14 protein-coding genes are annotated in these 20677 nt (G+C 71.2%); 1 reads left to right on the forward strand and 13 read right to left on the reverse strand.

Features of this window, described 5'->3' with window-relative positions; all coding sequences use genetic code 11:
• Nucleotides 1-59 precede the first annotated feature (59 nt).
• The 7 genes from J0I43_RS04405 to J0I43_RS04435 form a co-directional block, all read right to left on the reverse strand.
• On the reverse strand, nucleotides 60-1571 hold the full coding sequence (locus tag J0I43_RS04405; RefSeq protein WP_292859641.1) for an alpha-N-arabinofuranosidase: 1512 nt from the start codon (nucleotides 1569-1571) through the stop codon (nucleotides 60-62).
• 109 nt (nucleotides 1572-1680) lie between these two features.
• A complete protein-coding gene (locus J0I43_RS04410) occupies nucleotides 1681-2685 on the reverse strand; it encodes a LacI family DNA-binding transcriptional regulator (RefSeq protein ID WP_292859644.1) in 1005 nt (334 codons plus the stop codon).
• A 27-nt stretch (nucleotides 2686-2712) separates the two neighbouring features.
• Nucleotides 2713-4224 carry a cytochrome b/b6 domain-containing protein gene (locus tag J0I43_RS04415; RefSeq protein ID WP_292859647.1) on the reverse strand — a complete coding sequence of 504 codons (1512 nt, stop codon included), beginning with the start codon at nucleotides 4222-4224 and terminating at the stop codon, nucleotides 2713-2715.
• Between the two features lie 98 nt (nucleotides 4225-4322).
• The gene (locus J0I43_RS04420) at nucleotides 4323-5321 is read right to left on the reverse strand and encodes an electron transfer flavoprotein subunit alpha/FixB family protein (RefSeq protein ID WP_292859650.1); all 999 of its coding nucleotides are present in this window, start codon (nucleotides 5319-5321) and stop codon (nucleotides 4323-4325) included.
• Between the two features lie 10 nt (nucleotides 5322-5331).
• Nucleotides 5332-6108: an electron transfer flavoprotein subunit beta/FixA family protein gene (locus tag J0I43_RS04425; protein ID WP_292859653.1), complete on the reverse strand. Its 777-nt coding sequence runs from the start codon at nucleotides 6106-6108 to the stop codon at nucleotides 5332-5334.
• 83 nt (nucleotides 6109-6191) lie between these two features.
• Entirely contained in the window at nucleotides 6192-6968 is a 777-nt protein-coding gene (locus J0I43_RS04430) for an enoyl-CoA hydratase-related protein (protein WP_292859656.1), read from the reverse strand.
• Between the two features lie 31 nt (nucleotides 6969-6999).
• Nucleotides 7000-8157: an acyl-CoA dehydrogenase family protein gene (locus J0I43_RS04435; RefSeq protein WP_292859659.1), complete on the reverse strand. Its 1158-nt coding sequence runs from the start codon at nucleotides 8155-8157 to the stop codon at nucleotides 7000-7002.
• Between the two features lie 197 nt (nucleotides 8158-8354).
• Between J0I43_RS04435 and J0I43_RS04440 the strand changes: the two genes are divergently transcribed.
• Nucleotides 8355-12023, forward strand: a complete 3669-nt coding sequence (locus J0I43_RS04440; protein WP_292859662.1) for a choice-of-anchor I family protein — start codon at nucleotides 8355-8357, stop codon at nucleotides 12021-12023.
• Nucleotides 12024-12085: 62 nt separating this feature from the next.
• Here the strand turns inward: J0I43_RS04440 and J0I43_RS04445 are convergent, their stop codons facing one another.
• The 6 genes from J0I43_RS04445 to ald all read right to left on the reverse strand — a co-directional run bounded on the left by J0I43_RS04445 (nucleotide 12086) and on the right by ald (nucleotide 20593).
• The gene (locus J0I43_RS04445; protein ID WP_292859665.1) at nucleotides 12086-13270 is read right to left on the reverse strand and encodes a bifunctional 2-methylcitrate synthase/citrate synthase; all 1185 of its coding nucleotides are present in this window, start codon (nucleotides 13268-13270) and stop codon (nucleotides 12086-12088) included.
• Nucleotides 13271-13273: 3 nt separating this feature from the next.
• A complete protein-coding gene (prpB, locus tag J0I43_RS04450) occupies nucleotides 13274-14176 on the reverse strand; it encodes a methylisocitrate lyase (RefSeq protein ID WP_292859668.1) in 903 nt (300 codons plus the stop codon).
• Nucleotides 14176-15696 carry an MmgE/PrpD family protein gene (locus tag J0I43_RS04455; protein ID WP_292859671.1) on the reverse strand — a complete coding sequence of 507 codons (1521 nt, stop codon included), beginning with the start codon at nucleotides 15694-15696 and terminating at the stop codon, nucleotides 14176-14178. Before J0I43_RS04455 ends, prpB begins: the two co-directional genes overlap by 1 nt.
• Nucleotides 15693-16346 carry a GntR family transcriptional regulator gene (locus tag J0I43_RS04460; RefSeq protein WP_292859673.1) on the reverse strand — a complete coding sequence of 218 codons (654 nt, stop codon included), beginning with the start codon at nucleotides 16344-16346 and terminating at the stop codon, nucleotides 15693-15695. Before J0I43_RS04460 ends, J0I43_RS04455 begins: the two co-directional genes overlap by 4 nt.
• Nucleotides 16347-16417: 71 nt before the next feature.
• Complete coding sequence (locus J0I43_RS04465) at nucleotides 16418-19327, reverse strand: aminotransferase (RefSeq protein ID WP_292859677.1); 2910 nt, start codon at nucleotides 19325-19327, stop codon at nucleotides 16418-16420.
• A 192-nt stretch (nucleotides 19328-19519) separates the two neighbouring features.
• A complete protein-coding gene (gene ald, locus J0I43_RS04470) occupies nucleotides 19520-20593 on the reverse strand; it encodes an alanine dehydrogenase (protein ID WP_292859680.1) in 1074 nt (357 codons plus the stop codon).
• Nucleotides 20594-20677 lie beyond the last annotated feature (84 nt).

The raw sequence follows: 20677 nt of genomic DNA on the forward strand, positions 1-20677 counted from the left end.
TCGCGACACGCGGCATCCTCGCGCCCTCGCGCGGCGCGTCGCGACCCCTCGGTCAGGCCTTACGCCAGCGCCAGCGCCGTCCAGGACACCGGCGGCAGCGTCACGGTGAGGAGGCCGTCGGCGAGGCGGACGGACTCATTGACGTGCGGCGCGACCCGCTCGGGGTTCTCGAGCGTGTTCGCCGCATCGAGGTCGGTATCGGCGAGGGTGTGCGATTCACGCACCTCGCTCGCACCGAGCGCTGACACGTCGACGGCGACCACCACGGCATCCGTCGTGCTGCGGTTCACGAGGAAGACCGCGCTCTCCGCGGAATTGGCGTCATGCGTAGCGACGGCGTCGACGAGCGGAACGGCGCCATAGCGCGTGGTCTCGTAGGTGGGGACGCTGACGTCGACCTTGAGCGCGACGCCCTTCGCCAGTCGCGACGTGATCGAGAACGGGAAGAACGTCGTCTGACGCCAGGCCGGGCCACCGGGCTCCGTCATGATCGGCGCGATGACGTTGACGAGCTGCGCGAGCGAAGCGCTCGCGACGCGATCGGCGTGCTTCAGCAGGGAGATCATCAGATTGCCGAACACGACGGCATCCTTCACCGAGTAGACGTCCTCGAGCAGTCGCGGCGCGACGGGCCAGTTGTCGATGCCCTCGATCTTGTCCACGTTCTCGAAGCGCGACAGGTACCAGACGTTCCACTCGTCGAAGGAGATGTCGATCTGCTTGTCGCTGCCACGCACGGCGCGCACGTGGTCAGCCGTCGCCACGACGGTCTCGATGAACCCGTCCATGTCGACCGCCGACGCGAGGAAGCTCCCCAGGTCGCCGTCGTGCTCTTCGTAGTAGGCGTGGCAGGAGATGAGGTCGATGTCGTCGTAGGTGTGCGTGAGGACGACGCGTTCCCACTCACCGAACGTCGGCATGTGCGCGCTCGAAGAGCCGCACGCGACGAGCCGGATGCCGGGGTCGAGCTGCCGCATGCCCTTGGCGGTGCGCGAGGCGAGCTTTCCGTAGTCCTCCGCGGAGCGATGGCCGAGCTGCCAGGGGCCGTCCATCTCGTTGCCGAGGCACCACACGCGCACGTCGAACGGCTCGCCGCGCCCGTTGCGGATGCGTCGCTCGCTGATCTCGGTGCCGCCCGGAAGGTTGCAGTACTCGAGCAGGTCGATCGCTTCGAGCGTCCCGCGGGTGCCGAGGTTCACCGCGAGCATGAGGTCGCTGCCGACCTTCTCCAGCCAGTGCGAGAACTCGTGCAGGCCGACCTCGTTGGTCTCGGTGGAGTGCCAGGCCAGGTCGAGGCGGCGCGGGCGCTCGTCGCGCGGGCCCACGCTGTCCTCCCAGCGGAAACCCGAGACGAAGTTGCCGCCGGGGTAGCGGATGGTCGAGACGCCGAGTTCCTTGACGAGCTCGATGACGTCCTCACGGAACCCCTCGGCGTCGGCGCTCTCATGGCCGGGTTCGTAGATGCCGTCGTAGACGTGTCGTCCGAGGTGCTCGACGAAACCGCCGAAGAGTTCGCGGCGTACGGTGCCCACGACGGCGTCGGGGCTCAGAGTCATGCGCGCAGTGGGCATGGTGACCTTTCGGATCGCAGCGCACGGCGGCGCTGGGGATAGGTAAACGTTGTAATTGGACGTCGTAGTAAATCTTGAAGCCGCACCGAGCGGTTGTCAATGCGGCCGCTCAGGTCGGATGCGCGCCCGTCGCCGGGGCGGATTCTCGCACCACGAGGCGATACTCCGCTTCGAGCAGACGCGGCGCCCCTGCGTAGTCGCCGCTGATCCGCTCCAGGAGCGTCGACACCGCGGCCTGTGGCAGCCACTCGCGACCCGGATCGATCGTCGTCAGCGAGGGGACGGCGTACTGCGACTCGTCGAGGTCGTCGAACCCGACGACGGCGACGCGCCCCGGCACCCCGATCCCCTCCTCGCTCAGCGCGCGCATGGCACCCAGGGCGAGGGTGTCGTTGAGTCCGAAGACCGCATCGAACGGGACACCGTCGGCGATCAGCGCGCGCACGACGGCCGCACCGTTGGCGCGCTGCCAGATCGGCGCCGGTCGGATGAGCTCCGGATCGAACCGGATCGCCGCGGCATCCAGCGCCTCGCGATAGCCACGAAGACGCAGTCCCGGCGAGCCGTCGACATCGCCCGCGTGGGCGCCGATCACCGCGATACGGCGACGCCCCAGATCGATGAGGTGCTGAGTGGCGGCGCGAGCGGCCGCCACGTTGCGCATCGTCACGTGATCGGCCGGACCGCCGAAGATGCGCTCGCCGAGCACGACCATCGGGTAGGGGGTCCGCAACGCCCCGACATCGTCCGCGGTCATTCCGAGCGGGCTGAAGAGCAGGCCGTCGGTCAGCTTGCGGCGCGGGCTGCGCAGGAGCGCCAGCTCGCGATCGCGGTGCCCGCCCGTCTGCTCCACGAGCACGACGACGCCCGCGCGCTCCGCCGCCTCGATCGTGCCGGCGGCGAGCTCGGCGAAGTAGCTCAGCCCGAGGTCGGGGACAGCGAGCCCGATCGCACCGGTCCTGCCGGAGCGCAGCCCCCGCGCGGTGAGATTCGGCGTGTAGTCCAGCGCCGCGATCGCCTCACGGACCCGCTCCCGGGTCTCGGCGCGCACGTGCGGGTGATCGTGGATGACGTTGGAGACCGTCTTTATCGAGACACCGGCCCGCCGTGCCACGTCGTGCAGTGTCGCCGCCACGACGGTTCAACGCCCGCTGACGGTGCCGAACAGTCTGGCGATCGGGGCGAGCACGAGGGGGCGCGCCGCGATCCATGCGGCAGCGATGACCGCGAGGGATGCCACGAACATCCAGAACCCCGTCCAGTTGTCGGCGTAAGCGACGCCGTCGACGGAACCCTGGGCGGCGTACATGTGGTTGAGGTTCCGCAGGGCGCCCGTCGCGAGGACGAGCGCGACGTGGATGAAGATGAACACGACGAAGTACAGCATCACGGGGAAGTGCACCTTGCGCGCCCACTCGATGGGGTACGCAGCGCTGAGCTTCGCGTTCTTCTTCGGCCACAGACCGCTCATGCGGTAGCCCGTCACGATCGCCAGGGGCGCCGCGATGAACACCGTGGAGAAGTACGCGAGCTGCTGCAGCGAGTTGTAGTTCACCCAGCCGTTCTCGGTCGGCCAGTCGAGCGAGACGTACTGCAGCGCGGCGCTCAACGCGTTGGGGAAGACCTCCCAACTCGTCGGGACGATCCGCATCCACTGGCCCGTGACGAAGAGCAGGGCCACGAAGACGAACCCGTTGACGATCCAGAGCAGGTCGAGCGACTGGTGGAACCAGATCGTGAGGCTGACCTTGCCCTTCTTGTTCCGCTTGGGCGTCCAGAAGACGGCGGGGCGTTTCTCGGTACGGATCGTGAGGCCGGTGCGGATGATCAGCACCATCAGGAACACATTGAAGAAGTGCTGCCAGCCGAGCCACGCGGGGATGCCGACGGGCGCCCCCTCGGGCAGGTGGTACTCGCCCGGATAGGTCACGAGGAAGTCCTGCATGAACTCGAGGCTCAGGAACCAGCGGACGAACACGACTGCCATCCCGGCAGCGAAGAGGAGTCCCGCGCCGCCGACGATGATCGCCCCCGCCCACTGCGCCTTCGTGAAGGGGCCGTAGCGCTTCGGCTCGGCAGGCGGGGCGGGGCGGTGAGATGCCGCACGTCCCGGCCACACCGTCTGCGTGAACGGCAGCGGCGGCCGCGGTCCGTCCGGCGCCGCGGAGACGGCGACGGCTGCTCGCGCGGGTGCGGCCGGGGCATCCGCCTGTTCGGCGCCGGTTTCCTGCAGCGGCGCCTGAGGTTCCTGGCGCCCCGGCAGAGAGATGGCGCCCTCGTTCGCGGTGGGAGCGGCGGCGGGGTCGCCCACGCGCGCGAGGATTCCGCCGGGCGGCCACGGCTCGCCGCCGGGCGTGCGCGGCAGTCCGCGGCGCAGCGCCGTGGCATCCGTGTCGGAGGGCACGCTGTGGGTGGATGCCTCGGAGGTGGGGGGCGCCGTCGCGAGAGCCGGCGCGGCATCCGTCTCGGAAATCAGTACCTGCGGGTTCGACCCCGCCGAGGCAACATCGTGTGCCGCGCGAGCACCGCCACCCGGCGGCCACGGCTCGCCGCCGGGCGTGCGCGGCAGGCCGCGGCGCAGGGCCGCAGCCTCGCCCTGCAGAAGTGTCCCGATCTGTCGGGCGGCGCTCTCCGGCGCAGCAGAAGTGGCCACATCTGCAGCATCGGCTGCGCCCGCGGGGGGCCACGGCTCTCCCCCGGCGACGCGGGGCAGGCCGCGGCGCAGCGTGGACCCCGAACCCGACGACGCCATCAGGCCTTCTTGGCGTTGAGCGCGGCGATCAGCTGGGGCACGACCTGGAACACGTCGCCCACGATGCCGTAGTCGGCGATCTCGAAGATCGGCGCATCGCCGTCCTTATTGATCGCGACGATCGTCTTCGCGGTCTGCATGCCCGCTTTGTGCTGGATGGCGCCCGAGATCCCCAGCGCGACGTACAGCTGCGGCGCGACGGACACCCCGGTCTGCCCGACCTGGTGCGAATACGGGATGTACCCGGCATCCACGGCCGCGCGCGACGCTCCGACCGCAGCACCCAGCGCGTCGGCGAGTTCCTCGACGAGCACGAACTTCTCCGCCGAGCCAAGGCCGCGCCCGCCCGAGACGACCTTCGCCGCGCCGCGCAGCTCGGGGCGCGACGAGGTCGCGACCTCCGCCGTGAACGAGGCGATCCGCGCCGCCGGGAGCCCCGATGCCGCCACCGCGAGCTCTTCGACGACAGGGGATGCCACGGCCTCCGCACGCGCGTCGATGGCACCCTGCCGCACCGTCACGACGAGTGCGCCGAACGTCGGGGCCGACGTGGCGTTGAACGCCCCGCCGTAGACCGAGTGCTGCGCGAGGACGCCCTCCTCGTCGCGCGCGACACCGACCGCGTCGACCGCGAGCGCGAGCGATCGCCGCGCGGCGAGCCGCCCCGCCACGTCGCGCCCCTCGATCGAGTTCGACACGAGGACCGCATCGGGCTGCACGAGGTCGTAGGCGGATGCCGCGGCATCCACGATCGGCACCGTCAGCGCGTCGTCGGCCCCGCCTGCGCCGCCGAGCGCAGCCGTCAGCACCACCGGAGCGCCCAGCTCACCGGCCGCCGCAGCGAGCGCCGCGAGCGCCTCGTCCGCGGCGACGACCAGCGCGACGGGCGTGCCGATCTCGGCGGCGGCTCCCAGGAGCCCCGCCGACGACGACGCCAGGGCGCCGCCCGGTGTGACGTCCAGCACGACCAGAATCGAATCCGCAGCGAACTCCGCCATGGTGTGCCCCTTACGCCAGTCGGTTCTCGATGAGGTATGCCGCGAGCTTCTCGCCCGCATCGCCCTCGTCGGTGATCTTCACGCCCGCGCCGCGCGGCGGCTTCTCGCTCACCGCGGTGAGGATCGACTGCGGCGCGGATGCCGGGTCGACGTCGGCCCCGAGGCCCTGGAGCGACACCGTCTCGAACGGCTTCTTCTTCGCCGCCATGATGCCCTTGAAGTTCGGGAACCGCGCGTCGGGCAGCGCCTCGGTGATCGAGATGACCGCCGGCAGCGTCGCGGTGGCCTGGGCCGTCCCGGCATCCGTCGCACGCGTGCCCGACACCTCGCCCTCCGCGATCGTGACGGCCGACAGCGCCGTCGCCTGGGCGACGCCGAGGTGCTCCGCGAGCATCGCGGGGATCACTCCGCCCGAGCCGTCGGTGGAGAGGTTGCCCGTGATGACGAGGTCGAATCCGGCCCGCTGCACGGCTGCGGCGAGGACGCGCGCGGTGATCCCCAGATCGGCCCCGGCGAGACCCTCGTCGACGACCTGCAGCGCGGATGCCGCGCCCATCGCGAGACCCTTGCGGATCGTCGCGGCCGATGCCTCCGCCGCCATCGACACGACCTGAACCTCGGTTCCGGGGTTCGCGTCGGCGTAGCTCAGCGCGACCTCGAGGGCGCGTTCGCCGATCTCGTCGAGGACGCGCTCCGAGGCGGCGCGATCGGCGAGCCCCGTCTCCAGGCTCAGCTTCCGATCACCGTAGGTATCGGGGACTTCCTTGACCAGCACCACGATCTTCATCGCATCTCCTTCGCGCTGTACCCATCATAGGAGATGAGACGCAGTTTCAGATTGTGTGAGACGGCGGATCACCGTCGCCACCGTCAGCGATTCCTGAACCGCGGCGCCCTCTTCTCGCGGAAGGCGGCCATGCCCTCCTTCTGGTCCTCGGTGTCGAAGAGGCCCGAGAACGCCTGCCGCTCGAACCGCAGACCCTCGGCGAGCGAGCTCTCCAGGGCGGCATCCAGCGCCGCCTTCGCGGCGAAGAGTGCGACGAGCGACTTCTCGGCGACGGATGCCGCGACCTTCTCCGCCTCCGCGACGAGCTCGGATGCCGGGACGACACGCGAGACGAGTCCGACCTCGGCGGCCTCGGCGGCATCGAGCAGGCGCCCCGTGAGCACCAGATCCGCGGCGACGTACGGCCCGACGGCACGGACGAGTCGCTGCGTGCCGCCCATGCCCGGGATGACCCCGAGAGTGATCTCGGGCTGGCCGAAGCGCGCCGTGTCGGCCGCGAGGATGATGTCGCACATCATGGCGAGCTCGCATCCCCCGCCGAGCGCGTAGCCCGAGACCGCCGCGATCACCGGCGTGCGGACCGCCGCGAAGCGTGCCCAGGCGCCGAAATGGTCGTCCATGAGCATCTCGCGGCCCGACTTCTGCTCCATCTCCTTGATGTCCGCGCCCGCCGCGAACGCCCGCTCACTGCCGGTCACGACGATCGCGCCGATCGCGGTGTCGGCGTCGAACGCCTCGGCGGCGGCGACGACGTCGCGCATGACCTGCGTGTTCAGGGCGTTGAGGGCCTCGGGACGGTTCAGGGTGATCCAGCCGACGCGCCCGCGCGTCTCGACGAGGATCGTCTCGTAATCGGTCATGGCGTCAGTCTTCCAGCCTCGTCGGCGCCGATCACGCGCCGACGATGCCGCGGCCGATGACGACGCGCATGATCTCGTTCGTCCCCTCGAGGATCTGGTGCACGCGCAGATCACGGACGACCTTCTCGATGCCGTACTCCTGCAGGTATCCGTACCCGCCGTGCAGCTGCAGCGCCCGATTGGCGACCTCGAACCCGGCATCCGTCGCGAAGCGCTTCGCCATCGCGCACTGGACGGCGACGTCGGGGGCGTCCTCGTCGATCGCACGCGCGGCCCGCTCGACGAGCGCCCGCGCGGCGACGAGCTCCGTCGCCATGTCGGCCAGGGCGAACACGACCGACTGGCGTTCGGCGAGCGCCTCGCCGAACGTGAAGCGCTCGTGCACATAGCGGATGGCGCGGTCGAGGGCCCACTGCGCACCGCCGATCGAGCACGCGGCGATGTTGACGCGCCCGCCGTTGAGGCCCTTCATCGCGATGCGGAACCCGCCGCCGAGCTCGCCGAGGACGGCGGATGCCGGGACGCGCACCTCGTCGAGGATCACCTGCCGCGTCGGCTGCGCGTTCCACCCCATCTTGTGCTCGTTCGCGCCGAAGCTCAGGCCCACGGCATCCGCCGGGACGAGGAACGCCGTGATGCCCCGAGCGCCGGGCGCACCCGTCCGCGCCATGACGACGTAGACGGATGCCTCGCCGGCGCCCGAGATGAACTGCTTGACGCCCGTCAGCACGTACTCGTCGCCGTCCGCGATCGCGCTCGTCGTGATCGCCGCGGCGTCCGACCCGGCGCCGGGCTCGGTGAGGCAGTACGCCCCGAGGTCGCGCAGCGTCGCCAGCCGCGGCAGCCACTGCTCGCGCTGCGCGGGCGTGCCGTTCTGATCGATCATCCACGCGACCATGTTGTGGATCGTGATGTACGCCGCGATCGTCGGGTCGCCCATCGCGAGCGCCTCGAAGATCGCCGCGGCGTCCTCGCGCCGCAGGCCCGTGCCGCCGACGTCCTCGCGTACGTACAGCGCCCCGAGGCCGAGCTCGCCCGCCTCGGCGAGGACGTCCCGGGGGAAGTGCTTGCGCCGATCCCAATCGAGCGCGCCCGGCGCGAGCCGCGTCTGCGCGAACTCGCGGACGGCGTCCAGGATGGCATCCCGCTCTTCGGCGGAGAGCGCAGTGGGTATGGCAGTCATGCTCATGCAGTCACGTCCTCGTGAGACAAATCGACATCTTCGTCAGCGCCGGGTAGGGCACATTGCTCAGTGTACGTGACGACCGTCCGCCGCGGCGAGCGCCGGAGGGCACGGACCACCCGTTCGTTCACCCGCGGGTCACGCCCGCGCCACCGGAGATCGTTAGGCAGAAGGCACCCTGCCCATACGACCTGAGGACATCCATGCCTTCGCCTGTCCGGCGTCGCACGATCGGCGCCGTCACCACCGCCGCACTCGTGTGCACGCTCGCCCTGACACCGCTCGCCTCCCCCGCCTTCGCCGCGCCCGACCCCGCCGTGCCGCTCGTGCACGCGGCGGAGGATGCCGCCATCTCGCTCACCCCGATCGGGACGCACGCCACCGGCGTGTTCGGCGAATCCGCCGCCGAGATCGTCGCCGCCCACAGCGACCGCCTCTTCGTCGTGAACGCGCAGGCCGGCGCCGTCACCGTGCTCGACTACTCCGACGCGACCGCACCCGCGGAGCTCTACGAGATCGCCTCCGACGGCATCGCGAACTCGGTCGCGGTGCGCGCGGACGGCCTCGGCGTCATCGCGCTCGAGAACCCTGTGAAGACCGACCCCGGACGCCTGGTGTTCTTCGACGCGGACGCCGCAGCCCCCACCGTGCTCGGCAGCGTCACCGTCGGCGCCCTCCCCGACATGGTGACGGTCTCGAAGGACGGCCGGTACGCCGTCGTCGCGAACGAGGGTGAACCCGCCGCGGACTTCTCGCTCGACCCCGAGGGCTCGGTCGGCGTCGTCAGCCTCCCCGCCGGGAAGGCGGCGCCGTCGCAGAGCGACGTGCGCCTCGCCGGCTTCGGCGCCTACGAAGGCGAGAACCTCCCCGCGGACGTCCGCGTCTTCGGCCCCGACGTCGCCGCGCCCGACCAGGGCGAGCGCCCGCTCGCGGCGAACCGCGTCAGCCGCAACCTCGAGCCCGAGTACATCACGATCGACGGCGGCACGGCGTACGCCGCGATCCAGGAGGCGAACGCGATCGCCGTCATCGACCTCGCCTCGGCATCCGTCACCGACCTGTACTCGCTCGGATTCAAGGATCACGGTGTGGCGGGCAACGGCCTCGACGCGAGCGACCGCGACTCGGCGATCGACATCGCCACCTACCCGGGACTGAAGGGCGTGTACATGCCCGACGGCATCGCGTCCTACCAGGCGGCCGGGCAGACCTACCTCGTCACCGCGAACGAGGGCGACGCGCGTGAGTGGGGCTCGTACATCGACGAGGCCCGCGTGAAGGACCTCGGCAAGAAGGGGCTCGCCGCGGTCTGCGCCGACAGCCCGCTCTCCGGTTCCAAGGCCGACGCCAAGCTCGGACGCCTCAAAATCGCGACGGACCTCGGCATCGCCGACGGTGCCGACTGCTACAGCGAGCTCTACAGCTACGGCGGGCGCTCCTTCTCGATCTGGACGACGGCCGGCGAGCAGGTCTTCGACTCCGGCGACGGGTTCGAGCAGATCATCGCCGACGCCATCCCCGACTACTTCAACTCGGGCCACGACGAGACCGGGTTCGACACCCGCAGCGCGGCGAAGGGCCCCGAACCCGAGAACGTCGCGATCGGCGCCGTGAACGGCCGCACCTACGCATTCGTCGGCCTCGAGCGGGTCGGCGGGATCATGGTCTACGACATCACCGACCCCGCCGCCGCGACCTTCGTCACCTACGTCAACAACCGGGACTTCACGGCGGGCAAAGAGCCGAGCGCCGCATCGCTCGACCTCGGCGCCGAGGGCGTCACGTTCATCCCCGCGGAGCAGTCCACGACCGGCGAGCCGCTGCTCGCCGTCGCGAACGAGGTCTCCGGCACGACGACCCTCTTCGCGATCGATAACGGCCTCACCGACATCCAGGTGCTGACGATCAACGACTTCCACGGGCGCATCGAGCAGAACCTCGCCAACAAGGAGGCCGGCGCCGCCGTGCTCGCCGGCGCGGTCGACGCGTTCGAGGCGCAGAACCCGAACACGCTGTTCGTCTCGGCGGGCGACAACATCGGGGCATCCACGTTCACGTCCTTCATCCAGCAGGACACCCCGACGATCCAGGCGCTCAGGGCCGCCGGTCTCGACGTCGGCGCCGTGGGCAACCACGAGTTCGACGCGGGCTTCGACGACCTCAAGAACCGGGTCACGCCGGCCCTCGGCGGCAGCCACCTCTCCCTGGGCGCGAACGTGTACCTCAAGGGCGCGAAGACGCCGGCGCTCGACGAGTACCGGGTCGAGACCGTCGACGGCGTGCGCATCGCCTTCATCGGCACCGTCACCGAGCAGACCGCGGCGATGGTCACCCCGACCGGGATCGCCGGCATCGAGTTCGGCGACCAGCTCAAGGCCGTCAATCGCGTCGCGGCGAAGATCACCGACGGCGACCTCGCCGACGTCATCGTGCTGCTCACGCACGAAGGCCCCGCGACGGCGTCCTGCGAGGCCGTCGCCGGTGACACGACGGCGTTCGGCGAGCTGATCCGCGGGGCATCCGCCGCGGTGGATGCCATCGTCACCGGCCACACGCACCAGTCGTTCGCGTGCGAGGTCGCCGGCCCCGGCGGCGAGCGCCCGGTGATCCAGGCGCACCAGTACGGCACGACGCTCGGAAAGCTCGACCTGACCGTGGACTCGACCACGAAGGAGCTCGTCTCCGTCACGCCGTCGCTGGTTCCACTCGTCGTGAACGGCGCTGCCGCCTACCCGGCGGACCCCGCGGTCGCGAAGATCGTGTCGGACGCCGTGTCCGTCGCGAACGAGAAGGGCACGGTCGAGGTCGGCGCCATCAGCGCGGACATCCTGCGGGGTGGCACGGGCGGCTCGGATCGGGGCGTCGAGTCCTCGCTCGGGAACACCGTCGCGGACCTGTACCTGTGGGCGACCTCGAACGAGGACTACGCGGGGACGCCCGCGCAGATCGGCCTCATGAACCCGGGAGGCCTGCGCGCCGACCTCATCAAGGTCGGCGACGGCACCGTCACCGTCCGCGACGTGGCGAACGTGCAGCCGTTCGCGAACACGCTCGTCACCGTCACCCTCACCGGGGCGCAGCTGAAGGCGGTGCTCGAGGAGCAGTGGCAGCCGGACGGCTCGTCGCGACCGAAGCTGCACCTGGGTGTGTCGGAGGGCTTCACGTACACGTACGACCCGACTGCCCCGCGCGGCACGCGCATCGCGTCGATGAGCCTCGACGGTAAGACGATCGCCGCGAGCGACCGGTTCACCGTCGTGACCAACTCGTTCCTGGCGGCGGGTGGAGACAACTTCGTCACCTTCGCGCAGGGCACCGACCGCACCGACACGGGCCAGGTCGACCTGCAGGCGACGGTCGCGTACTTCGCGGCGCACGACGTCGTCGACCCGGCACCGCTCGGGCGCGCGGTCGTGCGCACGGGCGGCGGCGACCTTCCGAGCACCGGCGGACCGACCGCCGAAGAGCTCGGCGCCGCACTCGAGGCCGCCGCGATCACGTACGGGACGGGCCGCGTCCTGCAGGGCGAGTCGTTCACGGTGAACGTGGCCGGACTGCTGCCCGCTCAGCAGCTCGCGGCGACGCTGTTCAGCGACCCGATCGTGATCACCGGCATCCCCGCTGCGGGAACGGACGGGCGCGTCTCGTTCACGGTCACCGTGCCGGCGAACCTCACCCCCGGCGCGCACACGCTCGTGCTCACGTCGGGCACGGGTGAGGTGCGGCTCCCCGTGACCGTCCTCGCCGATGGCAGCCTCGCTGCCACCGGCGGCACGTTCCCGATCGGGTTCGTCACGGTGCTCGCGGCGATCCTGCTCGCCGCCGGTCTCGTACTGGTCGCGCGACGGCGCAGCGGGCGCGCGAGCGTCTGACCCACCCCGCACGGAGAACGGCTCCGGATGCCTGGCATCCGGAGCCGTTCTCGTCCCGCACGTCAGTCGGCGGCTTCCTCCGGGCGCTCCGCGACCCGCAGGGTGGCCGTGTCGGGGGTGTAGCCCTCGATGTGGCGCTCGTCGGGCCCGTTGTACTCGGAGAGCGGCCGGATGAGGGCGTTGGACCCCATCTGCTCCATGATGTGCGCCGTCCAGCCCGCCACGCGCGCCGCGACGAACAGCGGCGTGAAGGTCAGCGTGTCGAATCCCATCAGGTTGTACGCGGGGCCGGACGGGTAGTCGAGGTTCGGGTAGATGCCCTTGAGGCCCACGAACTCGCTCTCGAGGGTGTCGTAGAGCTCCTTCACGTCGGGCCGGTCATAGTGGTCGACCAGGCTGTACAGCGCCGCCTGCATCGTCGGGACGCGCGAGTCGCCACGCTTGTAGACGCGGTGACCGAAGCCCATGATCTTGCGCTTGGATGCGAGAGCGTCGTCGAGCCACGCCGTCACGTTCGCGGCCTCGCCGATCTCGTCGAAGATGTGCATCACGGCTTCGTTGGCGCCGCCGTGCAGGGGTCCCTTGAGCGCGCCGATCGCCCCGGTGACGGCGGAGTACAGATCACTGAGCGTCGACGTGATGACGCGCGCCGTGAACGTCGAGGCGTTGAACGAATGCTCCGCGTAGAGCACCAGGGAGCGGTTGAAGGCATCCACGACGACGGGCTCGGGCTCCTCACCGAAGGCCATCCAGAGGAAGTTCGCGGCGTAGTCGAGGTCCTCGCGCCACTCGATCGGCTCGAGCCCGTGCCGACGGCGCTGGCCGTAGGCGACGATCGCGGGCAGCGCGGCGTACAGGTGCAGGCTGCGGGCGCGGTTCTGCTCGATCGTGCCCACGGCATCCAGCACGTTGTCGATACCCGCGAGGTCGATCGCGCCGATCACGCTGACCGCGGTGCGCACTTCGTCCATCGGGTGCGAATCGAGCGGGAGAGCGTCGATCGCGGCCTTCACCTCGGGCGCGAGCGCGCGCCACGGCCGGCCCTCCTCGCGCTGCGCCTCGAGCTGCTCCGGCGTCGGCAGCTCACCGTTCCACAGCAGGTAGGCGACGGCGTCAGCCGGCTGGGTCGCCGCGAGCTCCTGCACGGGGTACCCGCGGTACAGCAGCGAGTTCGTCTCGGGGTTGACCTTGCTGATGGCCGTGTAGTCGACGACGACGCCGGCCAGGCCCTTCTTGATGTCCGTCATGGGTCACTCCCTCGTGATCTGAAAGTTGAAGACGCTCTGGTCGAAGTGGTTGTAGGCCTCGTAGTCGAGGAGGTCGTACAGGTCGGCGCGGTGCTGCATCTGATCCAGCTGCGAGGTCAGGTGCCCCTCCTCGTTCAGGGTATCGAGCGCGCGGCCCGCCGCCCCCATGGCCATCCGCAGCAGCGACACCGGCCAGATGACGATCTGCACCCCGGCATCCTTCAGCCGGGCGGTCGAGAACAGCTCGCTCTTGCCGAACTCGGTCATGTTGGCGAGGACCGGGACGTCGACGGCGGATGCCACGGCCTCGAACTCACCGAGATCGGCCATCGCCTCGGGGAAGATCGCGTCGGCCCCGGCGTCAACGAGCGCCTTGGCGCGGTCGATCGCGGCGGCGAGCCCGTCGACGGCGCGGATGTCGGTGCGCGCCATGATGAGGAAGTTCGGGTCGCGGCGGGCGTCGACGGCCGCGCGGATGCGCTTCAGCGCGGTGTCCTGGTCGACGACCTGCTTGCCGTCGAGGTGTCCGCAGCGCTTCGGGTTGACCTGATCCTCGATGTGGGTGCCGGCGAGCCCGGCATCCTCGAGCGTCTGGATCGTGCGGGCCACGTTCATCGGCTCGCCGAACCCGGTGTCGGCGTCGATGATCGCGGGGAGCTCGGTCATGCGGGCGATCTGCTGCCCACGCCCGGCGACCTCGGTGAGCGTCGTGAGGCCGATGTCGGGCAGGCCCAGGTCGGCCGACAGCACCGCGCCCGAGATGTACACGCCCTCGAAGCCTTTCCGCTCGATGAGCCGGGCGCTCAGCGGATTGAACGCACCGGGAAAGCGCAGGAGCTCGCCCGCGGCGAGCCGCTCGCGCAGCAGCCGTCGCTTCTCGGCGGCCGGAGTCTGGGCGTACAGCATCAGAAGAGCCCCTTCGGGCTGGTGACGGATGCCAAGACGCCCGCCTTCGCGACGATGTTGAGCTCCCGGACCTCGGCGGCCGTCAGCTCCGGCAGACGCTGGGCGAGGTCGAGGAACCGCTCGATCTCCTCCGGCGCGAGCACGGGCTCAGCGAGCAGGCGGAACTTCGCGATGTAGTTCTCGCGGGCGAACGGACGAGCGCCGAGCGGGTGCGCGTCGGCGACGGCGATCTCGTCGGTGATCACGGTGCCGTCCTGCAGCGTGATCTCGACGCGCCCGCCGAAGGCCTTCTCGTCCGGGTCCTCGGAGTGGTATCGGCGGGTCCACTCCGGATCCTCCGCCGTCGTGATCTTGTGCCAGAGCGCGACGGTGTCCTCCCGTGCAGCACGCGACGGCAGGTACGAGTCGACGTGGTGCCAGCCGCCGTCCTGCAGGGCGACCGCGAAGATGTACGGGATCGAGTGGTCGAGCGTCTCGCGCGAGGCAGCGGGGTCGTACTTCTGCGGGTCGTTCGCGCCCGAGCCGATCACGTAGTGCGTGTGGTGCGACGTGTGCAGGACGATCGACGCGACATCCGCGGGGTCGAAGGATGCCTCGTGGTGGAGCTTGCGGGCGAGGTCGATCCACGCCTGCGCCTGGTACTCGGCCGAGTGCTCCTTCGTGTACGAGTCGAGGATCGCGCGCTTGGGCTCGCCCGGCGCGGGGAGGGGCACGTCGTAGCTCGCGGACGGGCCGTCGAGCATCCACGCGATGACGCCGTCCTCGCCTTCGTAGATGGGGCTCGGCGAGGTCTGCCCGCGCATCGCACGGTCGACGGCTTCGACCGCCATCTTGCCGGCGAAGGCGGGGGCGTGCGCCTTCCACGTGGAGATCTCGCCCTTGCGCGACTGCCGCGTGGCCGTCGTCGTGTGCAGTGCCTGCCCGACGGCTTGGGAGATCGTCTCGACGTCGAGACCGAGGAGCGTGCCGATGCCGGCCGCGGCCGACGGCCCGAGATGGGCGACGTGGTCGATCTTGTGCTTGTGCAGCGAGATCGCGCGCACGAGGTCCATCTGGATCTCGTAGCCCGTCGCGATGCCGCGCACCAGTGCCGCGCCGTCCGCGCCGACATGCTGGGCGACCGCGAGGATCGGCGGGATGTTGTCGCCCGGGTGCGAGTACTCCGCCGCCAGGAACGTGTCGTGGTAATCCAATTCGCGGACGGCGACGCCGTTCGCCCACGCCGCCCACTCGGGGCTCGACACGGTCTCGTTCGGCTCGCCGAACACCGTGCCGCCATGGCCGTTCCGCGACACCGGGTGGTCGAGGGCCTGGCTGCGCGCCGCCGTCACAGGCCCGCGCGTGAGCGAGGCGGCGGCGACGGACGCGTTGTCGATCACGCGGTTGATGATCATCTCCACGACCTCGGCGTCGACGGCGACCGGGTCGGCGGCGACCTCGGCGATCTCGTACGCGAGCTGGTCCTCCCGCGCGAGGTTCTCTTCGCTCCGGTGGACGCGGACGTGATGGATGACGGTCATGGGGTGGCCTCCGGGGTGTCGGACGAGATGACGTGCAGGGTGTCGAGGATCGACGTGAGGGCGTTGTGCAGGTGGACGTGGGTCGCGTGCGCCGCGAGCTCGCCGTCGCCCGCGGCGATCGCCGCCGCGATCACGCGGTGTTCGGCGACGGATGCCGCGAGGCGATCGGGGTTGTCGCGCGCGAGCCGTCGCACGCGGACGAGGTGGGTGCGGACGTTCCGCAGCGCCGCCGTGAGGTAGTCGTTCGCGACGGCGGCATCCAGCTCTCGGTCGAATCGGGCGATCAGGGCGTAGTACGCGTCGGGGGATGCCGAGGCATCCGTCGCCGCGAACTCGCTCGCGAGGGCGCGGAAGACCTCGCGGTCGCCCCGGGTGGCGCCCGCGCGCGCCGCGGTCTCCTCGAGCGCGCGGCGCAGTTCGAACAGGGCGCGGATGTCGCCCGCGTCGATGTCGGTGACGACGGTCACGCGGGGGGATGCCTGGGCGACGAGTCCGTCGGCAGTGAGGCGCGAGAGCGCTTCACGCAGCGGGGTCCGGCTGACGCCGAGGCGGGAGGACTGCTCGACCTCGCCGAGCACGGTGCCGGGGCGCAGTGCGCCGGACTGGATCTCGTCCAGCAGCGTGGCGTATGCCCGATCGCTCGCGCGCATCCGTGACCTCCTGGAAGGTCAGTGTATACAAAGATCCCCGCTCACGGGAGCGGCGGGCGCCTTATTCTCTCTCAGGTATACAAAGAGGTCAGCACGCGATCGAGCGCGGCGACGAACGCACGAGCCTGATCGGCGGTCAGCACGAGAGGAGGCTTGACCTTCAGGACGTTCTGCCGCTCGGAGGCGGCCTGCACGATGAAGCCCTCACGCAGCATCCGCTCGCACACCTCCGCCGCCTCGGCGCGCGCGGGCTCGAGGCTCTCCCGGCCCCGCACGAGCTCGATCCCGAGGTACAGCCCGCTGCCGTGCACGGCCCCGATGAGCGGATGCCGCTCGGCGAGCGCCCGGACGCCGTCCGCGATCGCACCGCCGACATCGGCGGCGTTTTGCTGCAGATCCTCGCCGTCGATGATGTCGAGGATCGCGGACCCGGCGACGGCGCTCACGGGTGTGCCCCCCGCCGAGGAGAAGAACGTGCCCTCCCGCGCGAGCGCGTCGACGATCTCGCGTCGCGTGAGCACCGCCCCGAGCGGGTAGGCGTTGCCGGCGGCCTTCGCGACGGCGATGATGTCGGGCACGACGCCGTGGAGCTGCGCGCCCCAGAACGCCGCGCCGAGGCGGCCGTAGCCGACCTGCACCTCGTCGGCGATGAAGAGCCCGCCGTGCGCGCGCACGGCATCGGCGACCGCGGCGAGGTACCCCTCGGGCGGGATCACGCCGCCCGCGTTGCCGAGGACGGGCTCGCAGATGAACGCGCCGGCGGGTCGGCCTTCGTCGGCGAGGCGGGCGGCGAGCGCCGCGACCTCCGCCGCGTACTGCGCCCCGGCATCCGGCCCGCGATGAGGGCCGCGATAGGCGTTGGGCGCGTCGACGAGGTGCACCCACTCGGGGCGCGACGCGGCGGCCGCGGGGTTGTCGAACGCCGACGTCGACACCGCGTCGGCGGCGGCCGTCCAGCCGTGATAGCTCTCGCGCACCGCGATGACGTCGCGGCTGCCGGTCGCGACGCGCGCGAGGGTGAGGGCGAGGTCGACGGCCTCCGACCCGCTGTTGACCGGGATGACGGTGTCGAGCGACGGATCGGGTGCGTGCGCGACGAGCCGCTCGGCGAACTCCGCATAGGCGTCGTAGAGGAAGCGGGAGTTCGTGTTGAGCAGGTGCAGCTGGCGGCTCACGCGGTCGGCGAAGCCGGGGTGGGCGTGGCCGATCGCCGTGACGTTGTTGACGAGGTCGACGTAGGCGCGCCCGCGCGTGTCGATGAGGAGCGCCTGCCACCCTCGCTCGATCTGCGGCGGCTCGGCGTAGAAGCGCTCGGCCGCTGCCCCGATCGCGTTCTCGCGACGCCGGCGCGCGCGACGCTCTGCCCGGATGGGATCCGGGGCGGGCTGGATGCCGAGGATCGCCGACGGATCGGCGGCCCCGGGGCGCTCGAACTCGTCCTCGGCGCCGGCGAAGAGGTCGTCGCGCTCGGCACCCGCGAGGCGACGGGAGACGAGCAGGTGGCCGAGCCCGTCGTCGCCTGCAAGGGCCGTGCCGATCGGGGTCCCGGCCGCCACCGGCCCCGTCGGCGCGACCGGGTCGCCGGCGACCCCGGCGATACGGAGCACGACCGTGGCATCCGTCAGCTCGATGAACCCGTCGCCCCGGGTGAGCATGCCCGCGAAGGGCGCATGGGTGCCGGCGCCCGCCGCCGTCCAGATCTCGACCACCCGCGCGCGCGTCGCCGCCGGGTGAGTGACATCGGCGGATAGGCGGCTGAGCCGCGCCTCGCCGAACCGTGCCGCCACCGCGGTCGTGTCGGGGCTCGCGAGGGCGGCGCCGGCGAGCGCCGTCTCGATGCCCGGCTCGAGGAAGCGGCCCCGATCGAGCAGCGGGCTGCGCACCCCCAGATCGAGCACGGCCGGCGCCGCGGACGCAGCATCCTCGTCCGCGGCGAGCAGCGCGGCGTAGATCAGCCCGCGGCGATGCGGCCGGCCCGCTGCGAGACGCAGCTGCAGCTCGGCATCCGCCGACGCGACCCGGCGCGCCGCGTCGAACACCCGCCACTCGTGCTCGACGCGCTCGCGCGCGTAGTCGTTGCCCGGGTCGATGCGCAGCTGGCTCCACCCGCTGACGGCGAGCACGGCTCCGCGCAGCACCACGAGGGGCCAGAGCGCCTGCAGTTCGTCGTCGGTGAGCGGCGCAGCGCGGTCGAAACCAGCGACGGCGCGGCCGACGATCGTGAGGTCGCCGGTGCGACCGTAGAGGTCCGCGCACAGCACGGCGAGCTCGCCGACCCGCCACGAGAGCGCGGTGTCGCCGAGGTCGATCACCCAGTGCCGGCCGCGCCGGTCTCGCATGACGTTGTCCGCGGTGACGTCTCCGTGGATGATCTGGCGCGGCAGCGCTCCCGCGACGGCGGCGAGCTCGGCGGCCGCGCCGCGCGCGGCGGCGAGGCAGAGCTCGCGCCGATCGTCCGGCAGATCGCCCTGGAGCTGCTCGACGACGGCGAGGGCGTTGCCGAGCTCCCACTGGAGGTTTCGGTCGGCACCCGCTTCGGGGAGCGCGGCGAACGCGGCGACGACATCTCCTGCCAGTTCGCCCAGCTCGTCGGCGTAGGCGCCGTCGACGGTCGCGACGTCCGACAGCGGCTCGCCGTCGACGATCTCGAACGCGGCGACGATCGCGGTCGCGCCGTCGTCGCACGCGATGGACGTCACGCGCGCGCCGTCCGCGGTCGGCAGGACGCGCGGGGTCAGCATCCCGGCATCCCGGAGGCGATCGGATGCCGCGAGATACAGCGCCACCGCCTCGGCGGGCACCGAGGGGTGGAAGATCTTCAGCAGCACGCCCGCGCCGGCGGCATCCGTCACGAGGAAGTTGCGGTCCTGCTGACTGCCGAGCTCGTGCAGCTCACCATCCACGCCGTACGCGAGGCGCGCGAGCGCGCGAGCCTCGTCCAGGTCGATCTCGGGCCGGGCGAGCAGCCATTCGTCGGTCATGCGCGTCAGCATAGGGTGCGGGCGGGCGGGCGGGCGTTCCGTATTCAGTCTGCCCGGGCGCGGCCCCGGCCCTCTCCCCCGGAATTCCGCGGGCCGCCCGCGGTGACCGCTCCGCGGAGACTGAATACGGAACGCCCACCCGACGGAAGACCCGGCGGGAATCAGCCGGGGATCAGCCCAGATCAGCCGGAATCAGCCGAGGATGCGCGCGTCGATGACCTCGCCGCCGCGGATCGAGAGCCCGGCGCGCAGCGACGCGTCGCTCTCGAGCGCGGCATCCACGCCCTGATCGGCGAGTGCAAGCGTGTACCGCAGAGTCGCGTTCGTGAGCGCGAGGGTCGAGGTCAGCGGCACTGCGCCCGGCATGTTCGCGACCGCGTAGTAGATCGCGTCGTGCACGGGATAGGTCGGGTCGGAGTGCGTCGTCGGGTGCGTGCCCTCGAAGCAGCCGCCCTGATCGACCGCGATGTCGACGAGCACCGACCCGGGCCGCATCCGCTCGACCATGTCGAGCGTCACGAGCTTGGGCGCCGCGGCGCCCGGCACGAGCACCGACCCGACGACGAGGTCGGCGTCGGCGACGAGATCGGAGATGACGCTCCGCGACGACACGCGCGTGTCCACCCGCCCGCCGAACTGCTCGTCGAGCACGCGCAGGCGCGGGATCGACACGTCCACGATCGTCACGTGCGCGCCGAGCCCGACGGCCATCTGCGCCGCGTGCGTGCCCGCGACGCCGCCGCCGATGACGACGACGCGGCCGCGGGGCGTCCCCGGGACGCCGCCGAGCAGGATGCCGCGACCGCCGGCCGGGCCGAGCAGCTGCTGCGCTCCGACCTGTACCGAGAGGCGCCCCGCGATCTCGCTCATCGGCGCCAGCAGGGGCAGCGACCGGTCGGGGAGCTGGACGGTCTCGTACGCGATCGCGGTGGTCCCGGCATCCCGCAGCGCCTGCGTCAACGCGGGCGCGGCGGCGAGGTGCAGATAGGTGAAAAGGGTGAGGTCCGCGCGCAGATAGCCGTACTCGGAGGCGATGGGCTCCTTGACCTTGACGAGCAGTTCCGCCGCTCCCCACACGTCGGCGGCGCCCGCCACCACCTCGGCGCCCGCCGCACGATAGGCGTCGTCGGAGAAGCCCGACCCGGCGCCGGCACCCGACTGGACGAGCACGCGGTGGCCGCGCGCGACGAGCTCGTCGACGCCCGTCGGCGTCATGCCGACGCGGCGTTCGCTGTCTTTGATCTCTGCCGGGACACCGATGATCATGCGCGCGCTCCTCCACTCCGCGCGGCCTCGATCGAGGCGGCGCGGAGTGAACGATGACAGGCGCGAGGGGAGCCGACAAGAGTC

Origin of the sequence: Microbacterium sp. (assembly GCF_017305435.1) — a bacterium.
Taxonomy (GTDB): Bacteria; Actinomycetota; Actinomycetes; order Actinomycetales; family Microbacteriaceae; genus Microbacterium.

Coding starts and splice junctions, on each gene's coding strand:
- J0I43_RS04405 (WP_292859641.1), bottom strand. CDS start 1,571: ATGCCCACTGCGCGCATGACTCTGAGCCCCGACGCCGTCGTGGGCACC.
- J0I43_RS04420 (WP_292859650.1), bottom strand. CDS start 5,321: ATGGCGGAGTTCGCTGCGGATTCGATTCTGGTCGTGCTGGACGTCACA.
- J0I43_RS04425 (WP_292859653.1), bottom strand. CDS start 6,108: ATGAAGATCGTGGTGCTGGTCAAGGAAGTCCCCGATACCTACGGTGAT.
- J0I43_RS04430 (WP_292859656.1), bottom strand. CDS start 6,968: ATGACCGATTACGAGACGATCCTCGTCGAGACGCGCGGGCGCGTCGGC.
- J0I43_RS04435 (WP_292859659.1), bottom strand. CDS start 8,157: ATGAGCATGACTGCCATACCCACTGCGCTCTCCGCCGAAGAGCGGGAT.
- J0I43_RS04440 (WP_292859662.1), top strand. CDS start 8,355: ATGCCTTCGCCTGTCCGGCGTCGCACGATCGGCGCCGTCACCACCGCC.
- J0I43_RS04445 (WP_292859665.1), bottom strand. CDS start 13,270: ATGACGGACATCAAGAAGGGCCTGGCCGGCGTCGTCGTCGACTACACG.
- prpB (WP_292859668.1), bottom strand. CDS start 14,176: ATGCTGTACGCCCAGACTCCGGCCGCCGAGAAGCGACGGCTGCTGCGC.
- J0I43_RS04455 (WP_292859671.1), bottom strand. CDS start 15,696: ATGACCGTCATCCATCACGTCCGCGTCCACCGGAGCGAAGAGAACCTC.
- J0I43_RS04460 (WP_292859673.1), bottom strand. CDS start 16,346: ATGCGCGCGAGCGATCGGGCATACGCCACGCTGCTGGACGAGATCCAG.
- J0I43_RS04465 (WP_292859677.1), bottom strand. CDS start 19,327: ATGACCGACGAATGGCTGCTCGCCCGGCCCGAGATCGACCTGGACGAG.
- ald (WP_292859680.1), bottom strand. CDS start 20,593: ATGATCATCGGTGTCCCGGCAGAGATCAAAGACAGCGAACGCCGCGTC.